Raw genomic sequence first — 23,779 nt, 5'->3', positions numbered from 1 at the left:
GAATGCCACGAGATTGCTGATTAGCTTGCCGATAAGGCGTTCCGGCAGGCAGTTCTCGAATGCTCGAATGGTAAGTGCTGACGCATTAGGACGCGGTGAAGCGGATGTGAAAAAAGTCTGTGTCGAAGCGAGTGCGCTCGTTACACACTGCGCACCTCATCGCCTCCCAGCACTGGTGTTTCTTCGTTGCCATCAGCGCTGGGCCGATAAAGCAGCCAGCGGTAGCACGACACCGCTATCAGCCAGTCGATCAACAGGGTCCAGACATTGTGAGAAAGAAAGTGCGCGCCTTGCAGCATTCTGCCCGCCGATAGCAGCGTCCCAAGCCCCAAGGCCCCGGCAAGAGCCACCCGTCCGGCCCGTGGATGGCGGTCACGCAACGCGAAATACAAGGCCAGGAGGCCAAATCCTGTGGATGCATGCCCGCCCGGCCAGCACCGGCCCGGTTTGGCTGAATCCACACGGTCTCCCAGCAGGGATACGTAAGGTTCGCTGCCACCAAAGGCCTGCAAGCTCCACGGGCATTGCACTTCGGTCAGTGCTTTGAGCGGCGTCACGATGCTGGTGCACAGCCCGATCGTCAGAACGGCGTAACCCAACGGTCTTCGCCATAGCCGGAGTTTCGGGTGGACCAGGCTGGCCAACAGGCCGGCGATCAATACCAAGGCAAACAGGATGACGACCTGTTTGACACGTTCATGCAGCACGGTTTCCAGCCAATAACTGTGCCTGCCATAGAACCCGAGACCAGGAACATAGAACATTCGCGCAACATAAAAATCGGCGGCAGCTACGTTGCAAGCAAGCATCGCCAACATGGCCAGAGCCGGCAGCCCGACTGCAAGTCTAAAGTTGAAAGGGCGGGATACAGGTAGTGCGGATAATGAGAATCTTTTCATGTAGTCAGTCCCAGGACCGTGCCGCCTTGTCAGTTACAAACAACGGCTTTTCACGAATACTTAACATTTTGTCGACACATCAGCGACTGCCAAGGACTTCAAATGCCAGCCCGTTGTTGAGCCAGTCCACCTGACAACGCTAGCCATGGCCTTTAGGAAAGCGCCCGAATGAAACTTCTGATCGTTGAAGACAATCGTGACATCCACGACAACCTTGTTGATTTTTTCAAACTCAGGGGGCATGCCGTAGAGAGCGCACGGGACGGCCTGACTGGTTTGCACTTGGCCGAGACCGGATGCTTTGACGCTATCATTCTCGACATCATGTTGCCTGGCATCGATGGTAATGAGATCTGCCACCTTTTACGCATGCGCTCGAGGTCACCCGCCGCCATCATCATGCTCACCGCGCGAGATGAACTGGATGATCGGCTGATGGGGTTCAAGGCAGGGGCCGACGATTACGTGGTGAAGCCTTTCGCCATGGCCGAGATACTTGCCCGGCTCGAAGCCATCCTTTTCCGGCGTACCGGACATAACGGCCGCAAGCTTCAATTGCTTGATCTCGAAATTGATCTGGACACGCTGGAAGTCCATAGAGGAAACATGCTGGTCAATCTCAGTTCCGCCAATCTGAAAATACTCGAATTGCTGATGCGAAGCAGCCCCGCCATCGTCAAACGTCAGACACTTGAAGCGTTGCTGTGGGGGTCGACCTGGCACAACAGGAAAGGCGACAGTATCCGCAACCATATTCATCAAATCCGGCAAGCGGTAGATAAACCGTTCGCTAAAAAACTGCTGCATACCGTACGCGGTGATGGCTATAAGATCTGCAGCCCTGACCCTTGAGCGTTCATCAAGGGTGCCGCTGCGAATGTTAAGTCGCTGAGTGTGGCGTGGATGTTGGCAACTTGTGAAAAAAATGTAATGTCGCCCAAGCACCGACCAGGCACCATCGGCCTGAAACTTGACCTGATAGTGTTCACATTTGGCCAGACATCTTTTCACTGACGTTTTCACAAAAACACCACGAAACATGCCCTAACTTGCGCGCCCATGCCCTCCCATCAACGCAGGTCTGCGCTGATGCCCCAGGTTTTGATCGCGTAGGTTTCTATGTTCAAAATAAAAGCAGTTCGCCCTTCCTTGGTAGTAATGCTTGCCACTGGATTTATGCTGGTGGGGTTCAATACGCAACTCTGGCTGCACCTGGTCGCCATTACAGAGCCCAATGGATCAGGCATGATGATGCGATTCGCTTTCGCGTTGTTGATAGCGTGCGCGTTCAACCTGCTGATTACACTCTTCACGTTCGGTCGCACATTGAAACCGATACTCATGCTGCTCTTCATCATGAGTGCGGGTGTTGCTTACTTCATGAACCAATATGGCGTACTGATCGATGTCGGCATGATGCGCAATGTCGCGCAAACCGATACCAGCGAGGTCCAGGGCCTGCTGTCGCCAACCTTGCTGGGCTACCTGCTGGCGCTGGGTGTACTGCCTGGCTACGTTCTTTGGAAAACGCCCATCCGCTACCGTCCGTGGCCTCGGGAGCTGATGGGTAAAGGCCTCACCGTTCTGCTCTGCGCATCGCTGATGGGTGGCGTCAGCCTGCTCAACTACAAGGGCTTGTCTTCATTGTTCCGCAACCATCACGAGTTGCGCCTTATGCTCGTGCCGAGCAATGTCATCGGTGCTTCGATCAGCTATGCACGCGAAGAGCTCAAGACCGCGCAGCAACCCTTCATACCGATTGCACAGGACGCCCGACTCGATGGCAGTTGGGCAAGCCACTCGCGCAAGTCCCTGACTGTGCTGGTGGTGGGCGAGAGCGCGCGGGCGGCAAACTTCGGCATCCTCGGCTATCCACGCGATACGACGCCGGAGTTGAACAAGGAAGACGGCCTGGTCGCATTCAGCCATGTCACTTCCTGTGGCACGGAAACCGCGGTCTCTGTCCCCTGCATGTTTTCCAAGATGGACCGCAAGCACTATGACGCGGCGCTGGCAAAAAACCAGGAGGGTCTGCTCGATGTGCTCAAGCGTGCCGGCCTGGCGGTGATATGGCGCGATAACCAGTCTGGCTGCAAGGGCACCTGCGACCGCGTCACGCTGCAAGACGTCAGCAAGAATAAGGATTCGCTGTTGTGCGCCGACCACGAATGCCGGGACGAGATCCTGCTGCAAGGCCTGCAGCCACTGATCGATCACCTGGACAAGGACACCGTTCTGGTCCTGCATCAGATGGGCAGCCATGGCCCGGAGTACTTCAAGCGCTATCCTCGCGCGTTCGAACGATTCACGCCCGTATGCCACAGCAATGCGCTTGAAACGTGCAGCCGGGAAAGCATTATCAACGCCTACGACAACACTATCGCTTACAACGACCACGTGCTGGCTACCCTGATCGACGTGCTACGGCGCAACGCCGGCAAGGTAGACAGCGCCATGATCTACCTGGCCGACCACGGCGAATCGCTTGGGGAATACAACCTTTATCTTCACGGAACGCCTTATATGCTTGCTCCAGAGGAGCAGAAGCATGTGCCGATGATTACCTGGTTTTCCAAGGGTTATCAACGGGCGTTCCAACTCGACGGCAGCTGTTTGCAGGCCAAGCGTGATGCTGCGTTCAGCCATGACAATCTGTTCCATTCTTTATTGGGTCTACTGAAGGTGAACACGCGGGTCTACGAGTCATCCCTGGATCTTTTCACCGGCTGCCGGACCGCATTTCCAGTGGGCTAAGCAGAGACCAAAGGAGCGGCACACTATCGACCTGGGCTGTGTGAAAACGCCGGTGAATGTCTAACCTGCTGCAGGGAATTGCAATCATGAGTGAAAAACCATGAATCAACGTTAACGATGGGCCATTCCCTGAAGCCGGAAGGCAACCGAGCCGGTAAGATGGGGGCCCCTTCAACCAGACATGGACTCCAATGCCCAACGACGCACCCATCGGCCCAGGTCGCCCCAAGGACCTTGCCAAGCGCGAGGCGATCCTCGAAGCGGCCAAGACGCTGTTCCTCAGCCTCGGCTATGCCAACACCAGCATGGATGCGGTCGCTGCGGCGGCAGGTGTTTCAAAGCTCACCGTGTACAGCCACTTCACCGACAAGCAGACCCTGTTCTGCTCGGCGGTCATGGCCACCTGCCAGATCCAGTTGCCTGATCTGCTGTTCGAGTACCCCGAGGGCGTCGCGCTGGAAGAAGTGCTACTGACCATTGCCCGCGGCTTCCAGGCGTTGATCAGCAGTGATGAAGCGGTAAAACTCAGCCGCCTGATCATGGCCCAGGGCAGCCAGGACCCCGGTTTTGGCGAGTACTTCTACGAAGCCGGCCCGAAACGGGTGCTGGCAGGCATGGAAGGGTTGCTGCGCGAGGTCGCCGAGCGCGGCCTGTTGCGCATCGACAATCCGTTGCGCGCGGCCGAGCACTTCTTCTGCCTGGTCAAAGGTGCGCCCGATTACCGGCTGCTGCTGGGGTGTGCGGGGCCATTGGAGGGAGCTGAGGCCGAGGCGCATGTGCGCGAGGTGGTGGGGGTGTTCATTCGGGCGTTTCGGCCCTGAGTTCTGGCTGACCGTACCGGTATAGAGCCGGTAGAGTCAGCACGCGATCCTGATCAGGCCTTCAACGCCTTCTTTGGATAAATGTCATACCGGCTCGACTTGCCTTCCAGGCTGTGGCTGGGCTTGGGCCCGTCGATGATCGGTGCCTTGCGCGGCCGCTTCACCACCACCCGGTGGCTGGCCAACGCCAGCGCTGCTGCGAGCAAAGCCGGGGCGTCCAGGTCATCGCCCACCAATGGCCGAAACACGCGCATTTCCTTTTTCACCAAGGCGCTCTTGTCCCGGTGCGGGAACATGGGGTCAAGGTAGATCACCTGCGGCGCCTCCCCTTCCCAGTCGCGCATACGCTCGATGGCGTTGCCCGTCAGCAAGCGCATGCGGCCGACGATGGGCCCCACCTCGTCATCCGACCGGGCTCGCGTCAGGCCGTCTTCCAGCAAGGCCGCGATCAGCGGCTGGCGCTCGATCAGGGTCATCTGGCAACCCAGGCTGGCCAGCACGAACGCGTCCTTGCCCAAACCTGCCGTGGCATCGAGCACTTGCGGCCGCACGCCCTGCGCGATGCCCACGGCCTTGGCGATCATCTGCCCGTTGCCACCGCCGAACTGGCGCCGATGCGCTGCCTGGCCTTCGACGAAGTCCACCCGCACCGGCCCGGGCGCCTGCGGGCCCAACTGCTGGATCTGCAAGCCATCGGCGCCTACCTGCACAGCGAAACCGGCTGCATCGTCCTGCAGCGGCAGGCCCAGGCGCTCGGCCCATGCCGCCGCCTGGTGCGCATACTCAGCCGACATCGCTTCGACTCTGATACCCGTGCCTTGCTCTTCCATCATCCACACCTGAAAATTCAACCCAAGCCCTTAATGAATCGGCACCCTCGGCCGATACAGGCAATATCCCGCTATTCTGCCAGAGCACAACGCGCACGACTGCCATGACAGATACTCTTCCCATCGGCTTGACCTACCTGTCGCCCGTCGGCAACTACGGTCGGCAGAATACCCAGGCACTGGGAGGCGTCAGCCACCTGTGGCAGGATTTCTTTGCCCGCGCCATGGCCGAACAGCAAGGGGATGAGGCAGACAGCAGCCATCAGGCGCTGGTGCAGTATGACACCGTCAGCGGTGAGCCGATTGGCGGAGCGAGGGCCCTGGCCCTGATCGATGCCCAGCGCGCCTGCCCCGTGCACGACACCATCGTTGCACCACCCGAGCCCCTGTTCCTGCCCAAGGCCGAACTCGAAGCCAACCTGCTGGAGCCCGCGCCGGAGCCATTCAGCGCCGCCGAGATGATTCAGCAGCAGCGCCAACTGGACATCACCAACAGCTGGCTACGCCCGGTCGTCATCAGCCAGGGGCAGCCGCTTGCCGAGCCAGGCCCTGCACCCTCCCCGCGCCCGCTGCACCTGCCTATCGCCGAGTTCGAGACTGCCCTGCTCGACCCCGCGCCAGAGCCTTTCGACGCCGCGACCATGGCCAAGCAGCAGAACGACCTGGCGTTCGACATCCATTGGGCACGGCCGGTCGTGCTGAACAACGTTCGCGTTCACGCCTGATGTCAACGGCAGACCTGCCACACGCCCATGTCCAGGTGAAAGTGATTGCGGTGAGCGGCGTTGTATTCCGGCCCCAGCACCGTGCTGAAACTCTTGCAGGCCGCTTGCTGTACCTGCCGCAGGAAGGCTGCCTTTTGTCCACCTGCCTGCCAGTCCCGCGCCAGCACGATCCGCTGCCCATCTTGTAGACGAAAGCCGCTGATATCCAGCGCATTGGCCGTGGCGTGCTGACTGAGCCGGCCCTGCTTGCGGTGATAGACATTGCGGCAGGCAAAGCTGCCCAGATGATCGACCTGCGCCACCGGCTGGCCGAACACCTGCTGCGCCGCAGGTTGCAAGCCATGCTTCTCGAACAGCGCATAGGCCACCGCCAACGGGCAACTGGCCAGAAAACTGCTGCTCAACCGCGCCTGGCCTCTTTCTATCCGCCAGACGTTTTGCAATGGGCAATTGGCCGATGCCGGGCTATCGGCCTGCGCCCGATAGCGCAGGCTGGTGGTGGCCAACGCTTGGCGGCACAACTGAGGGTCATCGCGCAAACGCGAAAGCTTGTAAGGCGTCAGCAGGTTCGGCGGCTGACCAACGTCCAGTGCTGCCCACGGATCCCACGCCTGGGGCAGGCGCCAACCCAGCTGCCATAAAACGCCTGCTACCAGCAGCAGCCCGCACAGCAGCACCCATGCGCGCACCGCGCTTCAGCGCCGGAACAGGTCGTTGAGCTGGGCGAACGGCAGCGCCTGCTCACCGTAGCTGAACGTGCCCTGGTCACGAATTTCCAACGCCGCGCGCTGGAACGCACCGAGCGCTGCACGTGCCAGTGAAGAGCCCACGCTGATGCGGCGTACGCCCAAGTCCTGCAGCTGATTGACGCTCAATGGCACACCCGCCAGCCCCATCAGCACATTGACAGGTTTTGGTGCCACGGCCTGCACCACCGCGCGAATTTCTTCGGCAGAGCGCAAACCCGGCGCATAGAGCACGTCTGCGCCCGCTTCGGCGTAAGCCTGCAGACGCAGGATGGTGTCATCCAGGTCCATACGCCCGTGCAGCAGGTTTTCCGCGCGAGCGCAAAGCGTGAAGGGGAATGGCAGGCTGCGCGCCGCCTGCACTGCAGCCCTCACCCGCTCCACCGCCAGGCCCAGGTCATAGATCGGCGCGTCGCGGCGCCCACTGGCATCTTCGATCGAGCCGCCGACCAACCCTGCTTCGGCGGCTCGCAAGATAGCGTGGGCACAGTCGTCCGGCAGGTCACCAAAACCATTTTCCAGGTCGGCGGCAACTGGCAAGGCAGTGGCATCGACGATCATCCCGGCGTTGCCAAGGGTTTCCTCCAGGCTCAGCGCCGCTTCGGCATCCGCTCGGCCAAGGCTGAAGGCAAGGCCTGCACTGGTGGTAGCCAGGGCCTCGAAACCGAGGTCTGCCAGTAGCTTGGCGGAGCCGGCATCCCAAGGGTTGGGGATGACGAACGCCCCATCGCGCTCGTGCAGGGCTTTGAAGGCTTCGGCACGCAGGGTTTGTACATCCATGGTCACAACCTCCTACTGGTCGGTGAGGGTCAAAGTAGCCCCAGTTGTTCGACCTCCGGGGCCCGTGGCAATTCCCACAACGCCGCCAGCCCCGGCAGGCGCGCCATCAGCCGCTGATGAAAACGCTGGGCCAGCGCGGCGGCCAGGCGGTTGTCCGAGGTGTGCAGGAAGATGTAAGGGCTACGGCCTTCCTCGATCCAGCAGGCGACCTTTTCAACCCATGGCGAAAGGAACGCTTCGTTGGCCTCGAGCACAGGGTGGCCGATAAAGCGGACCTGTGGGTGCTGGCTGAACGCGGCGGGGCGCGGCGGAACCTTGGGCTTCTTGGCTTGCGCATCGAGCACGGCGGCTTCACGCGAGGTACAGCTGAACAACGCACGCGGGTCCAGGCAGATACGCTCAACACCGCGCTCATTAAGCAAACGGTTGAGCAGACGCTCCTCTTCACCCTTGGCGAAAAAAGCCTGATTACGCACTTCCACCGCCACAGGCACACCGATCTGATCGAGAAACTGCCCCAGCTCAGCCAGCCGGGCCGGGCCGAACTGCGCCGGCAATTGCAACCAGTACGGTGACACCCGCTGGCCGAGGGGCGCCAGCAGCCGGGTGAAGTCCAATGCTGCTTCCAGTCGCTCGCGCAGGTCGCCTTCATGGCTGACATCGCGGGGGAATTTGGCAGTGAAACGAAAGTGCGCGGGCATGACCTGCGCCCAACGCTCGACAGTGCTCGGCGCTGGGCGGGCATAGAACGTGGTGTTGCCCTCGACCGCATTGAGCACCTGGCTGTAAAGGCCAAGAAACTCGCCGGTGCGGGCGTCAGCGGGATACAGGTAGTCGCGCCAGGCGCTTTCGCTCCAAGACGGGCAACCCAGGAAATAAGGCAGGTGGGATGAACTCATCCCTCAAATGTACAGGTCCAGCCCCAGCACTTCCATGTCCCAATCGGTAAAACCGGCAGTACTGAGGTAGCTGGCCAGCGCGGTCGCCGTGCGGCGGTCACGCGCCCGTGGGAACACCATGTCCTGCTGGCGGGCCGGCAGGCCACCGGGGCGACGGCGCGGCGCCGCTTCCTGAGCGGCATCGCCCTCTTCGACGAGCTCGGCATCGTCGATGCTCTCATCGCGCACCGGCGCCTTACGCGGCGCGCGCTTTACCGGATAGGACTGCGATGAGAAACCGTCGATACGCATGATGAGCACTCAGGACCAATGATGGCAATTTAGCAGCATCAGTGTTCCGTCGCTAATGCCCTAGTGATAACTGGACCACAGTTTGCACCAAAGGTTTTATCGACAAGCGCGATAACCGACGGACAGCCGTCAGCGGGCTTTGGGCGTAGCGACATTATCGCGCAGGTAAACCGGTTGCGCCTGATCGGCGACGATTGCCTCGCCCCGTGCCCAGGCGAAGCTGGCCAGGCTGAGGATGTCCAGCGCATTGGGCAATGCCGCCGGGTTGCTGGCACTGGCCTGCACGGCCAGACGCTCGGCATAGCCCCAGCCGGTACCGGCACCGTACCAATCGCCGCCGCTGCCCTCTGGCAACGCCACGCGCTCCGGTGGCAGCACCGCTTCCAGGCCTTGCAGGCGCATCTCGCCACCCACCGCCTGGTAGCAACCCCAGTACACCTCGTCCATGCGCGCATCGATGGCCGCCGCTACCTGCTGCGCGCCATGCTCGCGCAAGGCCCCCTGAGCCAGCGCGGCCAGGTTGGACACTGGCAGGACTGGGCGCTCCAGCGCGAAAGCCAGGCCTTGCACCACGCCGATGGCGATCCGCACGCCGGTGAAGGCGCCGGGGCCACGGCCGAAGGCAATGGCATCGAGGGCATTGAGCGCCACGCCGGAATCATTCAGCAGCTGCTTGATCATCGGCAGCAGCTTCTGCGCGTGCATGCGCGGGATCACCTCGTAATGGCTGGTTACCTTGCCGTCATGCAGCAGCGCGACGGAACAGGCTTCGGTGGCGGTATCCAGGGCCAGCAGGGTGGTCATCGAACGGGTATCCAGGAGCAAGTGAAAAGAGCGGCAGTATAAACGACAACGGCCCGCAAGCGGGCCGTCGTGACGCACGGTGATGGATCAGCTCAGGGCTGCCAGCACTTTGGCGGTAATGGCCTCTACCGAACCCACGCCTTCGATGTGGCTGTACTTGGGCTTGCCAGCGTTGGCGGCCGACAGCTTCTGGTAGAAGTCCACCAGCGGTTTGGTCTGGTTGTGGTAGACCGACAGGCGATGACGCACGGTTTCTTCCTTGTCATCGTCGCGCTGAATCAAGTCTTCGCCGGTGACGTCGTCCTTGCCTTCCACTTTCGGCGGGTTGTACTGAACGTGGTAGGTACGGCCCGAGGCCAGGTGCACGCGGCGGCCCGCCATGCGGCCGACGATCTCTTCGTCGTCGACGGCGATCTCGACCACTGCATCGATGTCGACACCGGCAGCGACCATGGCTTCAGCCTGTGGAATGGTGCGTGGGAAACCGTCGAACAGGCAGCCGTTGGCGCAGTCTGGCTGGGCGATGCGCTCTTTGACCAGGCTGATGATCAGCTCGTCGGAGACCAGCTGGCCGGCGTCCATGACTTTCTTGAGCTCCAGACCCAGCGGGGTACCGGCCTTGACGGCAGCACGCAGCATGTCACCGGTGGAGATCTGTGGGATACCGAACTTTTCGGTGATGAACTTTGCCTGAGTACCTTTACCGGCCCCGGGAGCTCCCAGCAGAATTACGCGCATCTCGTGCTCCTCAAATTTTTTTATGAAATTCAATGGATTCGGCAACCAGGGCCAAGTCCGGAAAATCGGGTATGACCATAAATCGGTCAGAAGGCTGCTCAAGATACACAGCGCCCGTCAGCCAGACAAGCGTCCCAAAGTTGCAGGAATGGGCCATCTGTAGCCAAGGCGGCGGATGGTTGCGCCAAGCGCAACCACCTGCCCTGCCCTGGCCTGGTCCCCACCAAGGCCCTGCGGGCGAGCCCCCAGGCAGGGCCTCAGCCCGTGTTGCGCAGGCCTGCGGCGATCCCTGCAACGGTCACCAGCAGGGCCTGCTCCAACGGGCTGTCCAGAGCGGCTTCGCGGCTGCGCGAGCGCGCCAGCAGCTCGGCCTGGAGCCGGTGCAGCGGGTCCAGGTAGGTGTTGCGCAGGCTGATGAATTCCAGGGTTTCCGGGCTGTGCGCCAGTAGCACCTGTTGGCCGGTGAGGGCCAGTACCACCTGACAGGACTGCGACAATAGGTCGCGCAGGTGTGCACCTAAAGGAAGCAATTCCGGTTGCACCAGACGTTCGTCGTAGGCCTCGGCAATTTGTGCATCCGCTTTGGCCAGGACCATCTCCAGCATGTCGATGCGGGTACGAAAGAACGGCCACTGTTCACGCATCTGCGCCAGCAATTCACCCTGCCCCCGTGCCAGTGCATTGCCCAATGCGGTCTCCCAGCCCAACCAGGCCGGCAGCATCAGACGCGTCTGCGTCCAGCCGAAGATCCATGGAATGGCCCGCAGGCTTTCGATTCCACCGGCACGGCGCTTGGCCGGGCGGCTGCCCAGCGGCAGACGCCCCAGTTCCTGTTCGGGTGTGGACTGGCGGAAATACTCGACGAAGTCGGGGTTCTCCCGCACCACACCGCGGTAAGCCTTGACCCCATCGGCAGCCAGTTGGTCCATCAAGGCGCGCCAGGCCGGCTCCGGGGGTGGCGGCGGCAGCAAGGTGGCTTCCAGCACCGCCGCCAGGTACAGGTTGAGGTTCTGCTCGGCGATGCCTGGCAAACCAAACTTGAAGCGGATCATCTCGCCTTGCTCGGTAGTGCGGAACCGCCCCGCCACCGACCCCGGTGGTTGCGACAGGATCGCCGCATGCGCCGGGCCACCGCCGCGGCCGACTGTGCCACCGCGGCCATGGAACAGCAGCAGTTCGACCTGATGCTCACGGCAGATGCGCACCAGGTTTTCCTGCGCCCGGTATTGGGCCCAGGCCGCGGCAGTGGTTCCGGCGTCCTTGGCCGAATCGGAGTAGCCGATCATCACTTCCTGCGGCCCGCGCAAGCCCGCGCGGTAGCCCGGCAGGCCGAGCAGCCGCTCCATCACAGGGCCTGCGTTGTCCAGGTCGGCGAGGGTTTCGAACAGCGGCACGACCCGCATCGGCCGGGTCAGCCCCGCTTCCTTGAGCAGCAATTGCACCGCCAGCACGTCCGATGCCGCGCCGGCCATGGAGATCACATAAGAACCGAGCGACGCACCCGGCGCCGCAGCGATTTCGCGACAGGTGGCAAGCACTTCGGCAGTGTCCGCCTGGGGCATGAAGTGGGCCGGCAGCAAAGGCCGGCGGTTTTTCAGTTCGGCCTGCAGGAAGGCGATACGCTTGTCTTCATCCCAGTCCGCATAGCTGCCCATGCCCAGATATTCGGTGATCTCCGACAGTGCGTCGCGGTGTCGGGCGGCATCCTGGCGCACGTCCAGCCGCCCCAGGAACAGGCCGAATGTCACGGCACGTCGCAGGCTGTCGAGCAATGGCCCATCGGCGATCACGCCCATGCCGCATTCGTGCAGGGACTGGTAGCACAGCTCCAGCGGCGCGATCAGGTCACGGTTGTCCACCAGCACCTCGGCACTGGCCGGCTGGGTTGCGGTGAGCGACGCATGGGCCCAGGCGCGCGTCGCCCGCAAGCGGTCACGCAAGCGCTTGAGAACGGCGCGGTACGGTTCAGGGGTGTCCCCTACCCGCTCGCGCACAGCGCTGCTGGCTTGCTGCATGGACAGCTCCGCGGCCAGCGCGTCGACATCGCGCAGGAACAGGTCGGCCGCCATCCAGCGCGCCAGCAGCAACACTTCGCGGGTCACGGCGGCGGTCACATTGGGGTTGCCATCACGGTCGCCACCCATCCAGGAGGCAAAGCGCACGGGGGCCGCTTCCAGTGGCAGGCGCAGGCCAGTGGCGTCGAACAGCGCCTTGTCCACCTTGCGCAAGTGGCTGGGGATGGCATGCCACAGGGAGTGTTCGATCACCGCGAAGCCCCATTTGGCTTCGTCTACCGGCGTTGGCCGGGTGCGGCGGATTTCTTCTGTGTGCCAGGCCTCAGCGATCAACCGGCGCAGGCGCTCGCGTACCTGCTGGCGCTCGACCGGAGTCAGGTCGCGATGGTCCTGCGCGGCCAGCTGGCCGGCAATGGCATCGTACTTCTGGATCAGCGTGCGGCGTGCCACTTCGGTCGGGTGCGCGGTGAGCACCAACTGGATGTCGAGCTTGGCCAACTGCCTGGCCAAGGCATCGTCCTTGTGCCCGGCCTGCTTGAGACGCGCCAGCAGCTCAGGCAGCACCCGCGCCTCGAAAGGTTCTGGCTGCTCGGCGTCGCGGCGGCGGATCAACTGGTACTGCTCAGCCATGTTGGCCAGGTTGAGGAACTGGTTGAAGGCACGCGCCACCGGCAGCAAGTCGTCCTCGCCCAGGTTCGCCAACGTAGAGCTCAGCTGTTCGCCGGCGCTGCGCCGGTCCGCCTTGGCGCTATGACGAATGTCCTCGATCTTCTGCACGAACGCGTCACCGTGCTGCTGGCGTATGGTTTCGCCCAGCAAATCCCCCAACACATGGACATCTTCACGCAAGCGCACATCGATATCAGTCATTGGCCCTCTCTTCGGCACGGCTCGCCCGCGCTCTGCTCCGGATACAGCACTGGCCAAGAGTGCCCATAGCAGGGCTGCCATGGCAAGCCATGACCGGTAAAGCAAACTAAAGTAAACACGTAGCAGTCCGATGCAGTGCAGCCTTTTCAAGGCGTTGACAGAGGTCATCATGAAAATCCGCGAACTCGCCCAGCACTGGGAACAGAATGCCGCCGGCACCCTGAGCCCGACCGGCCATACCTTGCACCTTGACCTGGAATCGGAGGCGCGCCTGGCGGCGCTCATCGACATGTACCCCAAGCGCACCGCCGAGGAGTTGCTCGGTGAACTGGTCGCAGCGGCGCTTGAGGAGCTTGAGGCCAGCTTCCCCTACGTGCAGGGCAACAAGGTCATTTCCACCGACGAAGAAGGCGACCCGTTGTACGAGGACATAGGCTCTACCCCGCGCTTTCTGGCGCTTTCACGGCGCCATCTGCACACGCTCAGCCACCCCGGCGAGAACAGCGGAAACTGACGTGCCAGCCCCCGTTCCGGGCTGCCCTCCAGCCCGGAATACCGCTTCTGACAGTGGAAGTTCCGCCCCCATACCACTGACCGATCAGTCAGAAATAGTTGGCATTTTTTTCTGAACTATTCAAAAAACGACTCAGTCACAGCCAATAGCCATCACGCTAAAACCCTGCACACAGTCGTTGTGCACCCTTGAGCTGACACACACGGCGATGCCAGGGATTGAGCGATGGGATGGACTGCTACGGACATCGTCGTTATCAGGAGTGATCCAATGGAGCTGACCACCATGAAGACCCGCACTTCGAAATTTTCCTCAACTCATGTGCGCGGGCTCAAGCTGGCCGCGCTGGCCCTGGGCAGTAGCCTGGTCCTGGCCGGCTGTGCAGGTAACCCGCCCACCGAGCAATATGCCGTCACCGAATCCGCCGTGAACTCCGCCGTCAGCGCTGGCGGTACCGAGTTTGCCGCCGTTGAAATGAAAGCGGCGCAGGACAAGTTCAAGCAGGCCGAAATCGCCATGCACGACAAGAACTACGAGCAAGCCAAGCGTCTGGCCGAGCAGGCCGAATGGGATGCTCGCCTCGCCGAACGCAAAGCCCAGGCAGCCAAAGCCCAGAAGGCCGTGCAGGACGCCCGCCAAGGCGTTCAAGACGTACGTCAGGAAGGCCTGCGTAGCGTTCAGTGAACGCTGCCCAACCTGCCTTAGCCTTCGCACTCGATCAAAGGATGAACACTATGCGCAAACACGTCATGATTCCCGCCCTGCTGGCCCTGAGCGTCGGTCTCGCTGCCTGCTCGCACGACCCGAATGCCAACCTGGAGTCGGCCCGCACCAACTTCTCCTCGCTGCAGAGCGACCCGCAGGCGAGCAAGGTCGCAGCCCTTGAAACCAAGGACGCACAGGACTGGCTGAACAAGGCCGACAAGGCCTACATGGAGCGTGAAGACAGCGAGAAAGTCGACCAGCTGGCCTACCTGACCAACCAGCGCGTTGAAGTGGCCAAGCAGACCATTGCCCTGCGCACGGCCGAAAACGAGCTGAAGAACGCGTCTGCCCAACGTGCCCAAGCCAAGCTTGATGCACGCGACGCGCAGATCGCCAAGCTTCAGGAGAGCCTGAACGCGAAACAGACCGACCGCGGTACGCTGGTGACCTTCGGCGATGTTCTGTTCGACTTCAACAAAGCCGAACTCAAGAGCAGCGCCTACCCTAACGTGACCAAGCTGGCCCAGTTCCTTCAGCAAAACCCTGAGCGCAAGGTCATCGTAGAGGGCTACACCGACAGCGTCGGTTCGGCCAGCTACAACCAGTCCCTGTCCGAACGTCGCGCCGGTGCTGTACGCATGGCGCTGGTACGTGCAGGCGTGGACCCTGCGCGCATCGTCGCCCAGGGCTACGGCAAGGAGTACCCGGTTGCTGACAACTCCAGCAACTCGGGCCGTGCGCAGAACCGCCGGGTGGAGGTGACCATCTCCAACGACAACCAGCCGGTAGCGCCGCGCTCGGTGAGCCAAGTGCAGTAACGCTCACAGGCCGCTAAAAAGAACCCCGCCTTCATGGCGGGGTTCTTCATTTTTGATCATTGGCTGGAACGGGTCATTGCACGCGTTGCGGGGTTTGTTCACCCATGCAGCGCACCGCACGCTTGCGGTTGTCGACCAGTACCCCGGTAAGGCCCTTCTGCGCTGTGTCGAACAGCACCAGCACACCCTCTACACACTGCGCCACCTGCGGCGCAGGGTCGAGGGACACCTTGTAATCCTCGCCCGGAACGGTCTTGAGCATGGTGAAATCCTGCAGCAACAGCGCGTCTTCCGGCTTGGCGAAATGCAGGTAGCCGTAGTACCACAGAGCCCCCACCGTCACGATGATGCTGCCGACACCGGTCAGGATCAGCGGGATGGCGTTGCGTTCTTCACTCATTGCTTACTCTTCTCGTCGGGGTAGTTGGGCACTTCGGCCAGCCGCCGCAGGCCGTTGAAATGGCTGGGATCATCAAGAAAACGCAGCATCACCTGGCGCCAGACCGGGTCGGCGAAGGTCTGCACGTGGCCCCCACGGGTCAACTGCAGCACCCTTGGAGGCGGTGCGTGCTGGTAGAGGCGGATGCCGTTGTCCATGGGTACCAGGTTGTCGTCGATGCTATGGAAGAACAGTTTGGGTGGGCTGCTCAGGCGCTCGACGGAACGGATCGCGCTGTCGCCATCGGGTACGAGCCAGGACAACGGCACCTGCAAGGGCCAGGTCAACCACGATGTGCTCAGCGCAAAGCGCCCGACGTTACGGTAACTGGCCGGTACGCCATCGAACACCAGTGCGCTGAAGCGCTGGCGCTGCTCGGGGTGGGCTGCCAGATAATGGATGGCCATTGCCCCACCGAGGCTCTGCCCCAGCAGTACCAGGGATTTACCCTTGACCTCGGGGGCCTGGTCCAGCCATGCCATGACCGCTGCGATGTCGTTGTAGACCTGCGGCAAACCGGGCTTACCCTCAGACAGGCCATAGCCCCGGTAATCGATCATCAGCACCTGATAACCCTGCTCCGGCAGCCAGTAGCTACCGCCCAGGTGCCCCGCCAGGTTGCCGCCATTGCCGTGCAAGTGCAGCACCGTGCCCTTGACCTCGACACCGGCCTTGGCCGGCAGCCACCAGCCATGCAGGCGAACGCCGTCGGCGGTGGTCAGGGTGACATCGCGGTACTGCAGCTTGGCACGCTCGGGCGTGAACGGCTGGCCCGGCTCCGGGTAGAACAACAGGCTGCTGCAGCCGCCCAGACCCAGCAGCGCCAAGCCCAGGACCAGGCAGCGGCAGCGCTCAAAGAATGTTCGCGTAGTCGGCTTCAATGCGATCCAGGCTCAGGTGGTTGAGGAAGTTGGAGAAGCACATCCAGGCCGACAGGGCATTGAGGTCGCGGAACTGCTCCGGCAGGTACTTGGGCGGTTCCACCAGGCCTTCTTCGACCAGTTGACGCAAGGTGCGCATGTCCTCGAGGGTAGTCTTGCCGCAGAACAGCAGCGGAATCTGCTCTAGCTTGCCCTTTCTCACGGCCAACTGAATGTAGTTGTAAACCATGATGAAACCCTTGAGGTAGGACAAATCCTTGGTAAATGGCAGACCATCGGGCACCGACCCGCGAAATACCCGGCTTGCATTGCTGTAGCTTTGCGCCATTTCGAAACCCTGGGCGCGGAAGAACTCGAAGACCTGAAGGAAATCGGCGCCCTCTTCGACCATGTGGATGGCGCGCGTGCGGTTGGTGAGTTTGCGCAAGCGGCTGGGGTACGAGGCGAAGGCGATCACCTCCATGAGAATCGCCAAGCCCTCCTGCGTCACCGTCGATGAAGGCGGGCCCTTGGCCAGGAAGGTGCAGATCGGCTGGTTCAGGCCGTTGAGCGTGGTGCCCACATGCACGAGCCCCTCGTGCACTTCCAGCGCGCGCACATCACGGCTGTTGAACATGGCGTCGGCGCGCACCTTGATATAGTCGGCACCGGCCGCCGCATCGGCGACGATCCCGTCCGACTCAAACACCCGGATGGTCTCTTCAGCCTCGCCGAACACCTTGTTCAGGCGATGCTGCAGGATATCCACGGTCTCTTTGGCAGTGATGTTTTTCGGCTCGTCCTTGAGGTCACCACGGCCGTCGATGTTGTTCAGGTAATCGGAAAGCATCAGGCCAAGGTCGGCCAGCGTCGGGTCGCCAGCGTGGAAGGCATCGGACGCCGCGCCATAGAGTTCCTGGGAGATCAGGCCGAAGTCCTCGGTGCCGCGTGCCTCGAGCATGCGCACCACCATGCGGTACTCCTTGCACATGCGCCGCATGATCTGCCCCACCGGGTTGAACTGCCCCAATTGCCGGGTGATGTCGCGCTCGATGCTCTGGAACTCGGCCTTGACCGCACTTGAATCGAACGACAGCGGCCGCGACTGGTAATAGGCGCGGTCCACGGCCGGCGGCTCTTTGCCCTTGGCCTTCAGAAAGCCTTGGCGGATGCTGTCGTCCCATTTGACCGCATCGAGCACTCGGATCGGGGTCTGCGCGGTGACGATGCGATCGGACAGTGCGCGAATGGTCTGCTGGTACTCGTCCAACGGGGAACTCCTTTCTAGAACAAGGCACCTGTACTGGCCCTAGCCTCGGCAAGCCGGCGCCAGGGCCTGCACGGTCATTTGCCGACTCGCTGGAAGCGCGCCACCTCGACGAACAGGTCGGAGTTGGCCGGGTCATCCAGGTAGGCCAGCACCCGCGCTGAAGGGCTGTCGATCAACACGCCCTCGCCATTGTCCTCTGGTACCTCGGTCCTACGCCCGCTCAGCTCTTTTTTCTCCAGCGCCTGCTGCACCTGTTCTACATCAAGGTTATAGATGACCAGCTCCTTGCCATCGACGATATCGAAACCGCCAATCAGGAAATGGCCGCCCAGGCGTTTGGGGACACCGGCAGAGAGGTACCAGCGGTTGCCGTGGCGTGACACGGTGAATACGTACTCTTCGGGCTTCTTGCCTTTGGCAGTGGCCACGGCCTTATAGGCATCGGCGCCACTGCGGCTGATGACCATCTTGAGTGGCTCGCCCCAGGCGTCCTTGCTGCTCCACGTGCCGAGCAGGGCTTTGGGCGCCGCCTGATTGCTCGGCAATGGCTCATGGAAGGTCACCAGACAACCGCCCAGCAGGAGGAATGACAACGTCAACAACACCACACGCCAGGCTTTCATCAAGTTCTCCTTGAAAGTTCGTTCTCGGCTCAGCCCGATGCCAGCACCAAGTGCAGGTAACGGGTAAGCATAGCGAGCATCTGCCCATCGGCTTGCGCATCGGCATCCTTGAGCAGGCCCTGATATTCCATCTGCTCGATGATCGCCGTCAACATCTGGGCGTCCTGTTCCGGTTGCTGCGAACCGACCACCTGCAACAGCTGGCGCGTGCCATGCAGCAGGATCTGCTCGTGGGCACACACCAACTCGGCCAGGCGCGGGCACAGCAGCGCCTCCTGACGGAAGGCCTGCTCCGCCATCAGGAAGTCGCGGCGGGTGACCAACTGACGGGAAACGTAGTCGGCAGTCATCTGCGCCACTTCGTCAGCCAGGCGCGCCCTTGATTGCGCACTGCCATCCCCCTGGGCAAGCAGCTGGCGCAGCACCACTTCGGTATTGGCCCACAGCTTGGCCATGTAGGCGGCACTGCGTTCGACGTATTGGGCGAAGGTATCGGTGAGCAGGTCCTCGATATCCTTGAAATAGTAGGTGGTGGCCGACAGCGGCACACCGGCTTCGGCGGCAACGGCACGGTGGCGCACGCCACGCACACCATCACGCACGACAATGCGCATGGCGGCGTCGAGGATCAACTGGCGGCGCTGTTCGCTGCCTTGGCGGGCGGTCTTGCGACCCTGGTATTGCACGCTTTCGGCGACGGCGGTGGCAATGCCGGCGGCGCCTTGCTGGGCCATTGCGGGGGTCACGGGTGTACCTCATCGATCTTGGGGGTGACTGCACCGGCCCTATCGCCGGCAAGCCGGCTTCCACAACGGGCACTGCCCAACGACATTGGATAGGTGTCCGACGTCCTGGGGCCGCCCAAACACCCCGCTCTGTTCAAGCGCAGTGCGGTTTCTGTGGGAGCCGGCTTGCCGGCGAAGGGGCTCTGACAAACAAAATAAGGCTTCAGGCAATAAAAAGCCGCCCCGAAAGGCGGCTTGTTCAATCCACTCAGGCCTGTGGGCGCATGTGCGGGAACAGGATCACGTCGCGAATCGACGGCGAGTTGGTCAGCAGCATCACCAGGCGATCGATGCCGATACCTTCACCGGCAGTCGGTGGCATGCCGTACTCCAGGGCGCGAACGAAGTCGGCATCGTAGTGCATGGCTTCGTCATCACCGGCGTCCTTCTCGGCCACCTGGGCCAGGAAACGCTCTGCCTGGTCCTCGGCGTCATTGAGCTCGGAGTAGGCGTTGGCGATCTCGCGGCCACCGATGAACAGCTCGAAGCGGTCGGTCACGGCCGGGTTGTCGTCGTTGCGACGGGCCAGCGGCGACACTTCGAACGGGTATTCGGTAATGAAGTGCGGCTGCTCCAGCTTGTGCTCGACCAGCTCTTCGAAAATCATCACCTGCAGCTTGCCCAGGCCTTCGTGGCCCAGTACCTTGGCACCGGCTTTCTTGGCGATTTCGCGGGCCCGCTCGACATCCTGAAGGTCCGCTGCGGTCAGCTCCGGATTGTACTTGAGGATCGAATCGAACACCGACAAACGCACGAACGGCTCACCAAAGTGGAACACCTTGTCGCCATAGGGCACATCGGTGCTACCCAGCACCAGCTGGGCAAGCTCGCGGAACAGCTCCTCGGTGAGGTCCATGTTGTCGCGGTAGTCAGCGTAGGCCTGGTAGAACTCGAGCATGGTGAACTCGGGGTTGTGCCGGGTCGAAACGCCTTCGTTACGGAAGTTGCGGTTGATCTCGAACACCTTCTCGAAACCACCGACCACCAGGCGCTTGAGGTACAGCTCCGGCGCGATGCGCAGGAACATGGCCATGTCCAGGGCGTTATGGTGGGTTTCGAACGGCTTGGCCGCGGCGCCGCCAGGGATGGTCTGCAGCATCGGCGTTTCGACTTCGAGGAAGTCGCGGTCGATGAGGAACTTGCGGATGTGCGAGATCACCTGCGAACGCACACGGAAGGTGTGGCGGGTTTCTTCGTTGACCATCAGGTCGACATAACGCTGGCGGTAGCGCTGCTCGGTGTCGGTCAGGCCGTGGTGCTTGTCCGGCAGTGGGCGCAGCGACTTGGTCAGCAGGCGTACGTTGGTCATCTCGACGTACAGGTCGCCCTTGCCGGAACGGGCCAAGGTGCCTTCGGCGGCGATGATGTCGCCCAGGTCCCAGGTCTTGACCGCTGCCAGGGTTTGCTCCGGCAGGGTCTTGCGGTTGACGTAGACCTGGATGCGCCCGGTCATGTCCTGGATGACCATGAACGAGCCACGGTTGAGCATGATGCGACCGGCAACCTTGACCGGGATCGCTGCCGCTTCCAGCTCTTCCTTGGTCTTGTCCGCGTACTGTTTCTGCAGGTCGTTGCAGTAGCTGTCGCGGCGGAAGTCGTTGGGGAAGGCCTGACCCTTCTCGCGCTCGGCGGCAAGCTTTTCCTTGCGCAGGGCGATCAGGGTGTTTTCTTCCTGTTGCAGGTCTTGCGATTCGGTCTTGAGGTCGCTCATGTCGTCATTCTTTCCATCAGGTATTCGTTGCCCTTTTCGGGCAGGGCACGCGATGCCGGCGTACAGGCATCGCGGCGGTGGTGTGCGGCTTACAGCCCCTGCTTGAGGCTCGCTTCCAGGTACTGGTCGATGTCGCCATCGAGCACCTTGTTGCAGTCGCTGCGCTCGACGCCGGTACGCAGGTCCTTGATGCGCGAGTCATCGAGCACGTAGGAGCGGATCTGGTGGCCCCAGCCGATGTCCGACTTGCTGTCTTCCAACGCCTGGGAAGCGGCGTTGCGCTTCTGCATTTCCAGCTCGTACAACTTGGCCCGCAGCATTTTCATGGCGGTGTCCTTGTTGGCATGCTGGGAGCGTTCGTTCTGGCACGCCACCACGGTGTTGGTCGGCACGTGGGTGATACGCACCGCGGAGTCGGTGGTGTTCACGTGCTGACCACCGGCACCGGAGGAGCGGTAGGTGTCGATACGCAGGTCGGACGGGTTGATATCGATCTCGACCTTGTCGTCGATCTCGGGCGACACGAACACCGCCGAGAACGAGGTGTGGCGACGGGCGCCGGAGTCGAACGGGCTCTTGCGCACCAGGCGGTGCACGCCGATTTCGGTGCGCAGCCAGCCGAAGGCGTACTCGCCCTTGATGTGCACGGTGGCGCCCTTGATGCCGGCGACTTCGCCTTCGGACAGCTCGATGATGGTGGCGTCGAAGCCGCGCTTGTCGGCCCAGCGCAGGTACATGCGCAGCAGGATGTTGGCCCAGTCCTGCGCTTCGGTACCGCCGGAACCTGCCTGGATGTCCAGGTAGGCGTTGTTCATGTCCATCTCGCCGCTGAACATGCGACGGAACTCAAGCTGGGCCAGGTTTTCTTCCAGGCCTTCCAGCTCGGTCACGACGTCGCTGACGGCGCCTTCGTCATTTTCCTCGACAGCCATGTCGAGCAGGTCCTTGCAGTCCCCCAGGCCACCGGACAGCTTGTCCAGGGTCTCGACGACCTGCGCCAGCATGGCGCGCTCGCGGCCCAGGGCCTGGGCGTACTCAGGCTTGTTCCAGACGTTGGGGTCTTCCAGCTCGCGGTTGACTTCGATCAGGCGGTCATGCTTTTGATCGTAGTCAAAGATACCCCCGAATGGACTGGGAGCGTTCGGTGAGGTCCTTGATGGTGTTCAGGATCGGTTGGATTTCCATGGGCGCGGGGCTCTCGTACGAATTCGGTGAAAAGCCCGCGAGTATAACCCATACAGCCAAGCACGGCAGCCCGTTGAGCAGCCCGCACAGCGCCGGATCATGACCGCGCGTGATTTCCTGGTAATTCTGCCAGTAGCCCCCAGCCGTCGAGCCACGCAAGACTTGCCCCCAGGCATGCGGATCGTCCGCCGCCTCAATGGGAGCAATGAAAATGAGTGATGACTTTGACCGCGCATTGAAAATGCTGGAGGGGTTCGAAATTCTGCCTCCAGAATTCACGAACGCCGTGAACGACACGCTAGAGTTCGACCCAGCGCCCGCCCGTAACCCTGTAAAAGTACATTACCCGGGGTTGAAGGAAGAGATTCCCGGGCTCGAAAGCGTCACCGTCGGGTGTTACGGCGATAATTGGGGAACGGGACGATCACCTGCAGACCCCCGGCGCGAAGAGACCGTTGAAGGCTATGTACCCGGCGCCGTCCTGAAAGAGGCCGCGAGCTACAGAATATGGGCGGTCGTCAGGTTCAAGATCGCAGGCGAAGAAACGGAACTCACCGTCCGCTCTGCAGATCGGACTTACAGGCTCAAGAGAAAAGCCGCCAAGTAAACTTGACTGGCGGCTACCCCGCTCGCGCCAGCCAAGCCCTTATGCGATACCGACTTTGTTCCGACCACTGTTCTTGGCCAGGTACAAGCCTTTGTCGGCAGCGGATATAAGCTGCCGGCAATGGCTGCCCACAGCCGGGGTCTGCGTCGCCAGGCCAATGCTCACGGTCAGGCGCGAATCGTCGTGCGGCGCGGTATGCGGGATATCCAGGCCATGTACGGTCTGGCGCAGTTTCTCCGCGACCAGCCGCGCCCCGCCCGGGGAGGTGTTGGGCAATACCAGCGCGAACTCCTCGCCACCGTAGCGCGCCGGCAGGTCGGTAGGCCGTGAACACGAACCGCGAATGGCCTGTGCCACCTTGCGCAGCGCCTCATCGCCGGCCAGGTGCCCGAAGCTGTCGTTGTAGACCTTGAAATAGTCGACATCGATCATCAGCAGCGACAACTGCTGTTGCTCACGCATGGCCCGGCGCCACTCCAGCTCCAGGTACTCATCGAAATGGCGGCGGTTGGACAGCCCGGTGAGGCCATCGGAGTTCATCAGCCGCTGCAGCATCAGGTTGGTATCGAGCAATTGCTGCTGGCTCACGCGCAATGCCCGATAGGCCTCGTCACGTTGCAGCAGGGTCAGGTACGAGCGCGAGTGGTAGCGGATGCGGGCCACCAGTTCGATGGTGTCCGGCAACTTGACCAGGTAGTCGTTGGCCCCGGCAGCGAAGGCGGCACTCTTGACCAGAGGGTCTTCCTTGGTCGACAGCACGATGATCGGGATGTCCCGGGTAGCCGGATTGTTGCGGTATTCGCGCACCAGGGTCAGGCCGTCGAGGCCCGGCATGATCAGGTCCTGGAGGATCACCGTGGGCTTGATGCGCATGGCCTGGGCCACGGCCTGATGGGGGTCGGCGCAGAAATGGAAATCGATGTTTTCCTCCTGGGCCAGGCCACGCCGCACCGCTTCACCGATCATCGCCTGGTCGTCGACCAGCAAGACCATCGCCGAATTTTCATTGGCGGTCGCAAACCCTTCGATCGGTAGATCAATCATCCCTTTTCACCTGATCACGGCCGCAGGAGCGGTGTGACTCAATACA

25 protein-coding genes are annotated in these 23,779 nt (G+C 61.9%); 8 read left to right on the top strand and 17 right to left on the bottom strand.

Translation table 11 applies throughout. The features are described 5' to 3' along the window. Window positions 1–140: 140 nt before the first annotated feature. Window positions 141–899, bottom strand: a complete 759-nt coding sequence (locus tag JNA92_RS09105; RefSeq protein WP_241804385.1) for a phosphatase PAP2 family protein — start codon at window positions 897–899, stop codon at window positions 141–143. A 168-nt stretch (window positions 900–1,067) separates the two neighbouring features. Between JNA92_RS09105 and JNA92_RS09100 the strand changes: the two genes are divergently transcribed. The 3 genes from JNA92_RS09100 (at window position 1,068) to JNA92_RS09090 (ending at window position 4,474) form a co-directional block, all read left to right on the top strand. Continuing rightward, window positions 1,068–1,751, top strand: coding sequence for a response regulator transcription factor (locus JNA92_RS09100; protein WP_241804384.1), 684 nt, complete (start codon window positions 1,068–1,070; stop codon window positions 1,749–1,751). A 267-nt stretch (window positions 1,752–2,018) separates the two neighbouring features. Then, window positions 2,019–3,653, top strand: coding sequence for a phosphoethanolamine transferase (locus JNA92_RS09095; protein ID WP_241804383.1), 1,635 nt, complete (start codon window positions 2,019–2,021; stop codon window positions 3,651–3,653). A gap of 191 nt (window positions 3,654–3,844) precedes the next feature. Beyond that, a complete protein-coding gene (locus tag JNA92_RS09090; RefSeq protein ID WP_241804382.1) occupies window positions 3,845–4,474 on the top strand; it encodes a TetR/AcrR family transcriptional regulator in 630 nt (209 codons plus the stop codon). A 53-nt stretch (window positions 4,475–4,527) separates the two neighbouring features. Here the strand turns inward: JNA92_RS09090 and JNA92_RS09085 are convergent, their stop codons facing one another. Then, a complete protein-coding gene (locus JNA92_RS09085) occupies window positions 4,528–5,304 on the bottom strand; it encodes a class I SAM-dependent methyltransferase (RefSeq protein WP_241804381.1) in 777 nt (258 codons plus the stop codon). A 104-nt stretch (window positions 5,305–5,408) separates the two neighbouring features. On the opposite strand from JNA92_RS09085, the gene JNA92_RS09080 reads away from it, so the two are divergent. After that, window positions 5,409–6,029 carry an energy transducer TonB gene (locus JNA92_RS09080; protein WP_241804380.1) on the top strand — a complete coding sequence of 207 codons (621 nt, stop codon included), beginning with the start codon at window positions 5,409–5,411 and terminating at the stop codon, window positions 6,027–6,029. A gap of 2 nt (window positions 6,030–6,031) precedes the next feature. Here the strand turns inward: JNA92_RS09080 and JNA92_RS09075 are convergent, their stop codons facing one another. The 7 genes from JNA92_RS09075 to ppc all read right to left on the bottom strand — a co-directional run bounded on the left by JNA92_RS09075 (window position 6,032) and on the right by ppc (window position 13,172). After that, complete coding sequence (locus tag JNA92_RS09075) at window positions 6,032–6,718, bottom strand: extensin family protein (RefSeq protein ID WP_241804379.1); 687 nt, start codon at window positions 6,716–6,718, stop codon at window positions 6,032–6,034. Between the two features lie 6 nt (window positions 6,719–6,724). Then, entirely contained in the window at window positions 6,725–7,555 is an 831-nt protein-coding gene (locus JNA92_RS09070) for an isocitrate lyase/PEP mutase family protein (RefSeq protein WP_241804378.1), read from the bottom strand. Between the two features lie 29 nt (window positions 7,556–7,584). Next, a complete protein-coding gene (locus JNA92_RS09065; RefSeq protein ID WP_241804377.1) occupies window positions 7,585–8,454 on the bottom strand; it encodes a DUF72 domain-containing protein in 870 nt (289 codons plus the stop codon). Between the two features lie 3 nt (window positions 8,455–8,457). After that, window positions 8,458–8,745, bottom strand: a complete 288-nt coding sequence (locus tag JNA92_RS09060) for a hypothetical protein (RefSeq protein WP_241804376.1) — start codon at window positions 8,743–8,745, stop codon at window positions 8,458–8,460. 129 nt (window positions 8,746–8,874) lie between these two features. Further along, complete coding sequence (gene tsaB, locus JNA92_RS09055) at window positions 8,875–9,549, bottom strand: tRNA (adenosine(37)-N6)-threonylcarbamoyltransferase complex dimerization subunit type 1 TsaB (RefSeq protein ID WP_241804375.1); 675 nt, start codon at window positions 9,547–9,549, stop codon at window positions 8,875–8,877. An 87-nt stretch (window positions 9,550–9,636) separates the two neighbouring features. Further along, window positions 9,637–10,287: an adenylate kinase gene (adk, locus tag JNA92_RS09050; RefSeq protein ID WP_241804374.1), complete on the bottom strand. Its 651-nt coding sequence runs from the start codon at window positions 10,285–10,287 to the stop codon at window positions 9,637–9,639. A gap of 257 nt (window positions 10,288–10,544) precedes the next feature. Next, complete coding sequence (gene ppc, locus JNA92_RS09045) at window positions 10,545–13,172, bottom strand: phosphoenolpyruvate carboxylase (RefSeq protein WP_241804373.1); 2,628 nt, start codon at window positions 13,170–13,172, stop codon at window positions 10,545–10,547. A 169-nt stretch (window positions 13,173–13,341) separates the two neighbouring features. On the opposite strand from ppc, the gene JNA92_RS09040 reads away from it, so the two are divergent. From JNA92_RS09040 to JNA92_RS09030, 3 genes are all read left to right on the top strand, one after another. Further along, window positions 13,342–13,686 carry a pilin assembly protein gene (locus JNA92_RS09040; protein WP_241804372.1) on the top strand — a complete coding sequence of 115 codons (345 nt, stop codon included), beginning with the start codon at window positions 13,342–13,344 and terminating at the stop codon, window positions 13,684–13,686. 270 nt (window positions 13,687–13,956) lie between these two features. Beyond that, complete coding sequence (locus JNA92_RS09035; RefSeq protein ID WP_241804371.1) at window positions 13,957–14,370, top strand: DUF4398 domain-containing protein; 414 nt, start codon at window positions 13,957–13,959, stop codon at window positions 14,368–14,370. Between the two features lie 50 nt (window positions 14,371–14,420). Further along, window positions 14,421–15,209 carry an OmpA family protein gene (locus JNA92_RS09030; RefSeq protein ID WP_241804370.1) on the top strand — a complete coding sequence of 263 codons (789 nt, stop codon included), beginning with the start codon at window positions 14,421–14,423 and terminating at the stop codon, window positions 15,207–15,209. Window positions 15,210–15,282: 73 nt separating this feature from the next. Here the strand turns inward: JNA92_RS09030 and JNA92_RS09025 are convergent, their stop codons facing one another. The 7 genes from JNA92_RS09025 to prfB form a co-directional block, all read right to left on the bottom strand. After that, complete coding sequence (locus JNA92_RS09025) at window positions 15,283–15,609, bottom strand: hypothetical protein (RefSeq protein WP_241804369.1); 327 nt, start codon at window positions 15,607–15,609, stop codon at window positions 15,283–15,285. Next, window positions 15,606–16,529, bottom strand: a complete 924-nt coding sequence (locus tag JNA92_RS09020; RefSeq protein ID WP_241804368.1) for an alpha/beta hydrolase — start codon at window positions 16,527–16,529, stop codon at window positions 15,606–15,608. Before JNA92_RS09020 ends, JNA92_RS09025 begins: the two co-directional genes overlap by 4 nt. Beyond that, window positions 16,501–17,778 (bottom strand): flavohemoglobin expression-modulating QEGLA motif protein, encoded by a 1,278-nt coding sequence (locus JNA92_RS09015; RefSeq protein ID WP_241804367.1) that lies wholly within the window; start codon window positions 17,776–17,778, stop codon window positions 16,501–16,503. The genes JNA92_RS09020 and JNA92_RS09015 overlap by 29 nt, the downstream gene beginning before the upstream one ends. Before the next feature lie 74 nt (window positions 17,779–17,852). Beyond that, window positions 17,853–18,401, bottom strand: a complete 549-nt coding sequence (locus tag JNA92_RS09010; protein ID WP_241804366.1) for a hypothetical protein — start codon at window positions 18,399–18,401, stop codon at window positions 17,853–17,855. Window positions 18,402–18,430: 29 nt separating this feature from the next. Next, on the bottom strand, window positions 18,431–19,135 hold the full coding sequence (locus JNA92_RS09005; RefSeq protein ID WP_241804437.1) for a TetR/AcrR family transcriptional regulator: 705 nt from the start codon (window positions 19,133–19,135) through the stop codon (window positions 18,431–18,433). Between the two features lie 259 nt (window positions 19,136–19,394). Then, on the bottom strand, window positions 19,395–20,897 hold the full coding sequence (lysS, locus tag JNA92_RS09000) for a lysine--tRNA ligase (RefSeq protein ID WP_241804365.1): 1,503 nt from the start codon (window positions 20,895–20,897) through the stop codon (window positions 19,395–19,397). An 89-nt stretch (window positions 20,898–20,986) separates the two neighbouring features. Then, window positions 20,987–22,082, bottom strand: a protein-coding gene (prfB, locus tag JNA92_RS08995; RefSeq protein WP_241804364.1) for a peptide chain release factor 2 whose coding sequence is annotated in 2 segments (ribosomal slippage) — window positions 20,987–22,009 and window positions 22,011–22,082 — 1,095 coding nt in all. Because the reading frame shifts where the segments join, the coding sequence is not laid out codon by codon here. Window positions 22,083–22,293: 211 nt separating this feature from the next. Here prfB and JNA92_RS08990 point away from each other — a divergent pair. Further along, window positions 22,294–22,689 carry a hypothetical protein gene (locus JNA92_RS08990; protein WP_241804363.1) on the top strand — a complete coding sequence of 132 codons (396 nt, stop codon included), beginning with the start codon at window positions 22,294–22,296 and terminating at the stop codon, window positions 22,687–22,689. Between the two features lie 39 nt (window positions 22,690–22,728). Here JNA92_RS08990 and wspR read toward each other — a convergent pair whose 3' ends face one another. Next, complete coding sequence (gene wspR / locus JNA92_RS08985) at window positions 22,729–23,733, bottom strand: Wsp signal transduction system regulator diguanylate cyclase WspR (protein ID WP_241804362.1); 1,005 nt, start codon at window positions 23,731–23,733, stop codon at window positions 22,729–22,731. Window positions 23,734–23,779 lie beyond the last annotated feature (46 nt).

The sequence above is a fragment of the Pseudomonas putida genome, assembly GCF_022627325.1.
Classification (GTDB): domain Bacteria; phylum Pseudomonadota; class Gammaproteobacteria; order Pseudomonadales; family Pseudomonadaceae; genus Aquipseudomonas; species Aquipseudomonas putida_X.
This window is presented reverse-complemented; position numbering and strand designations above follow the sequence as displayed.

Coding starts and splice junctions, on each gene's coding strand:
- JNA92_RS09080 (WP_241804380.1), top strand. CDS start 5,409: ATGACAGATACTCTTCCCATCGGCTTGACCTACCTGTCGCCCGTCGGC.
- JNA92_RS09040 (WP_241804372.1), top strand. CDS start 13,342: ATGAAAATCCGCGAACTCGCCCAGCACTGGGAACAGAATGCCGCCGGC.
- JNA92_RS09095 (WP_241804383.1), top strand. CDS start 2,019: ATGTTCAAAATAAAAGCAGTTCGCCCTTCCTTGGTAGTAATGCTTGCC.
- adk (WP_241804374.1), bottom strand. CDS start 10,287: ATGCGCGTAATTCTGCTGGGAGCTCCCGGGGCCGGTAAAGGTACTCAG.
- JNA92_RS09035 (WP_241804371.1), top strand. CDS start 13,957: ATGGAGCTGACCACCATGAAGACCCGCACTTCGAAATTTTCCTCAACT.
- JNA92_RS09100 (WP_241804384.1), top strand. CDS start 1,068: ATGAAACTTCTGATCGTTGAAGACAATCGTGACATCCACGACAACCTT.
- JNA92_RS09025 (WP_241804369.1), bottom strand. CDS start 15,609: ATGAGTGAAGAACGCAACGCCATCCCGCTGATCCTGACCGGTGTCGGC.
- lysS (WP_241804365.1), bottom strand. CDS start 20,897: ATGAGCGACCTCAAGACCGAATCGCAAGACCTGCAACAGGAAGAAAAC.
- JNA92_RS09065 (WP_241804377.1), bottom strand. CDS start 8,454: ATGAGTTCATCCCACCTGCCTTATTTCCTGGGTTGCCCGTCTTGGAGC.
- wspR (WP_241804362.1), bottom strand. CDS start 23,733: ATGATTGATCTACCGATCGAAGGGTTTGCGACCGCCAATGAAAATTCG.
- JNA92_RS08990 (WP_241804363.1), top strand. CDS start 22,294: ATGAGTGATGACTTTGACCGCGCATTGAAAATGCTGGAGGGGTTCGAA.
- ppc (WP_241804373.1), bottom strand. CDS start 13,172: ATGACTGATATCGATGTGCGCTTGCGTGAAGATGTCCATGTGTTGGGG.
- JNA92_RS09010 (WP_241804366.1), bottom strand. CDS start 18,401: ATGAAAGCCTGGCGTGTGGTGTTGTTGACGTTGTCATTCCTCCTGCTG.
- JNA92_RS09005 (WP_241804437.1), bottom strand. CDS start 19,135: ATGGCCCAGCAAGGCGCCGCCGGCATTGCCACCGCCGTCGCCGAAAGC.
- JNA92_RS09085 (WP_241804381.1), bottom strand. CDS start 5,304: ATGGAAGAGCAAGGCACGGGTATCAGAGTCGAAGCGATGTCGGCTGAG.
- JNA92_RS09105 (WP_241804385.1), bottom strand. CDS start 899: ATGAAAAGATTCTCATTATCCGCACTACCTGTATCCCGCCCTTTCAAC.
- JNA92_RS09070 (WP_241804378.1), bottom strand. CDS start 7,555: ATGGATGTACAAACCCTGCGTGCCGAAGCCTTCAAAGCCCTGCACGAG.
- tsaB (WP_241804375.1), bottom strand. CDS start 9,549: ATGACCACCCTGCTGGCCCTGGATACCGCCACCGAAGCCTGTTCCGTC.
- JNA92_RS09060 (WP_241804376.1), bottom strand. CDS start 8,745: ATGCGTATCGACGGTTTCTCATCGCAGTCCTATCCGGTAAAGCGCGCG.
- JNA92_RS09030 (WP_241804370.1), top strand. CDS start 14,421: ATGCGCAAACACGTCATGATTCCCGCCCTGCTGGCCCTGAGCGTCGGT.
- JNA92_RS09090 (WP_241804382.1), top strand. CDS start 3,845: ATGCCCAACGACGCACCCATCGGCCCAGGTCGCCCCAAGGACCTTGCC.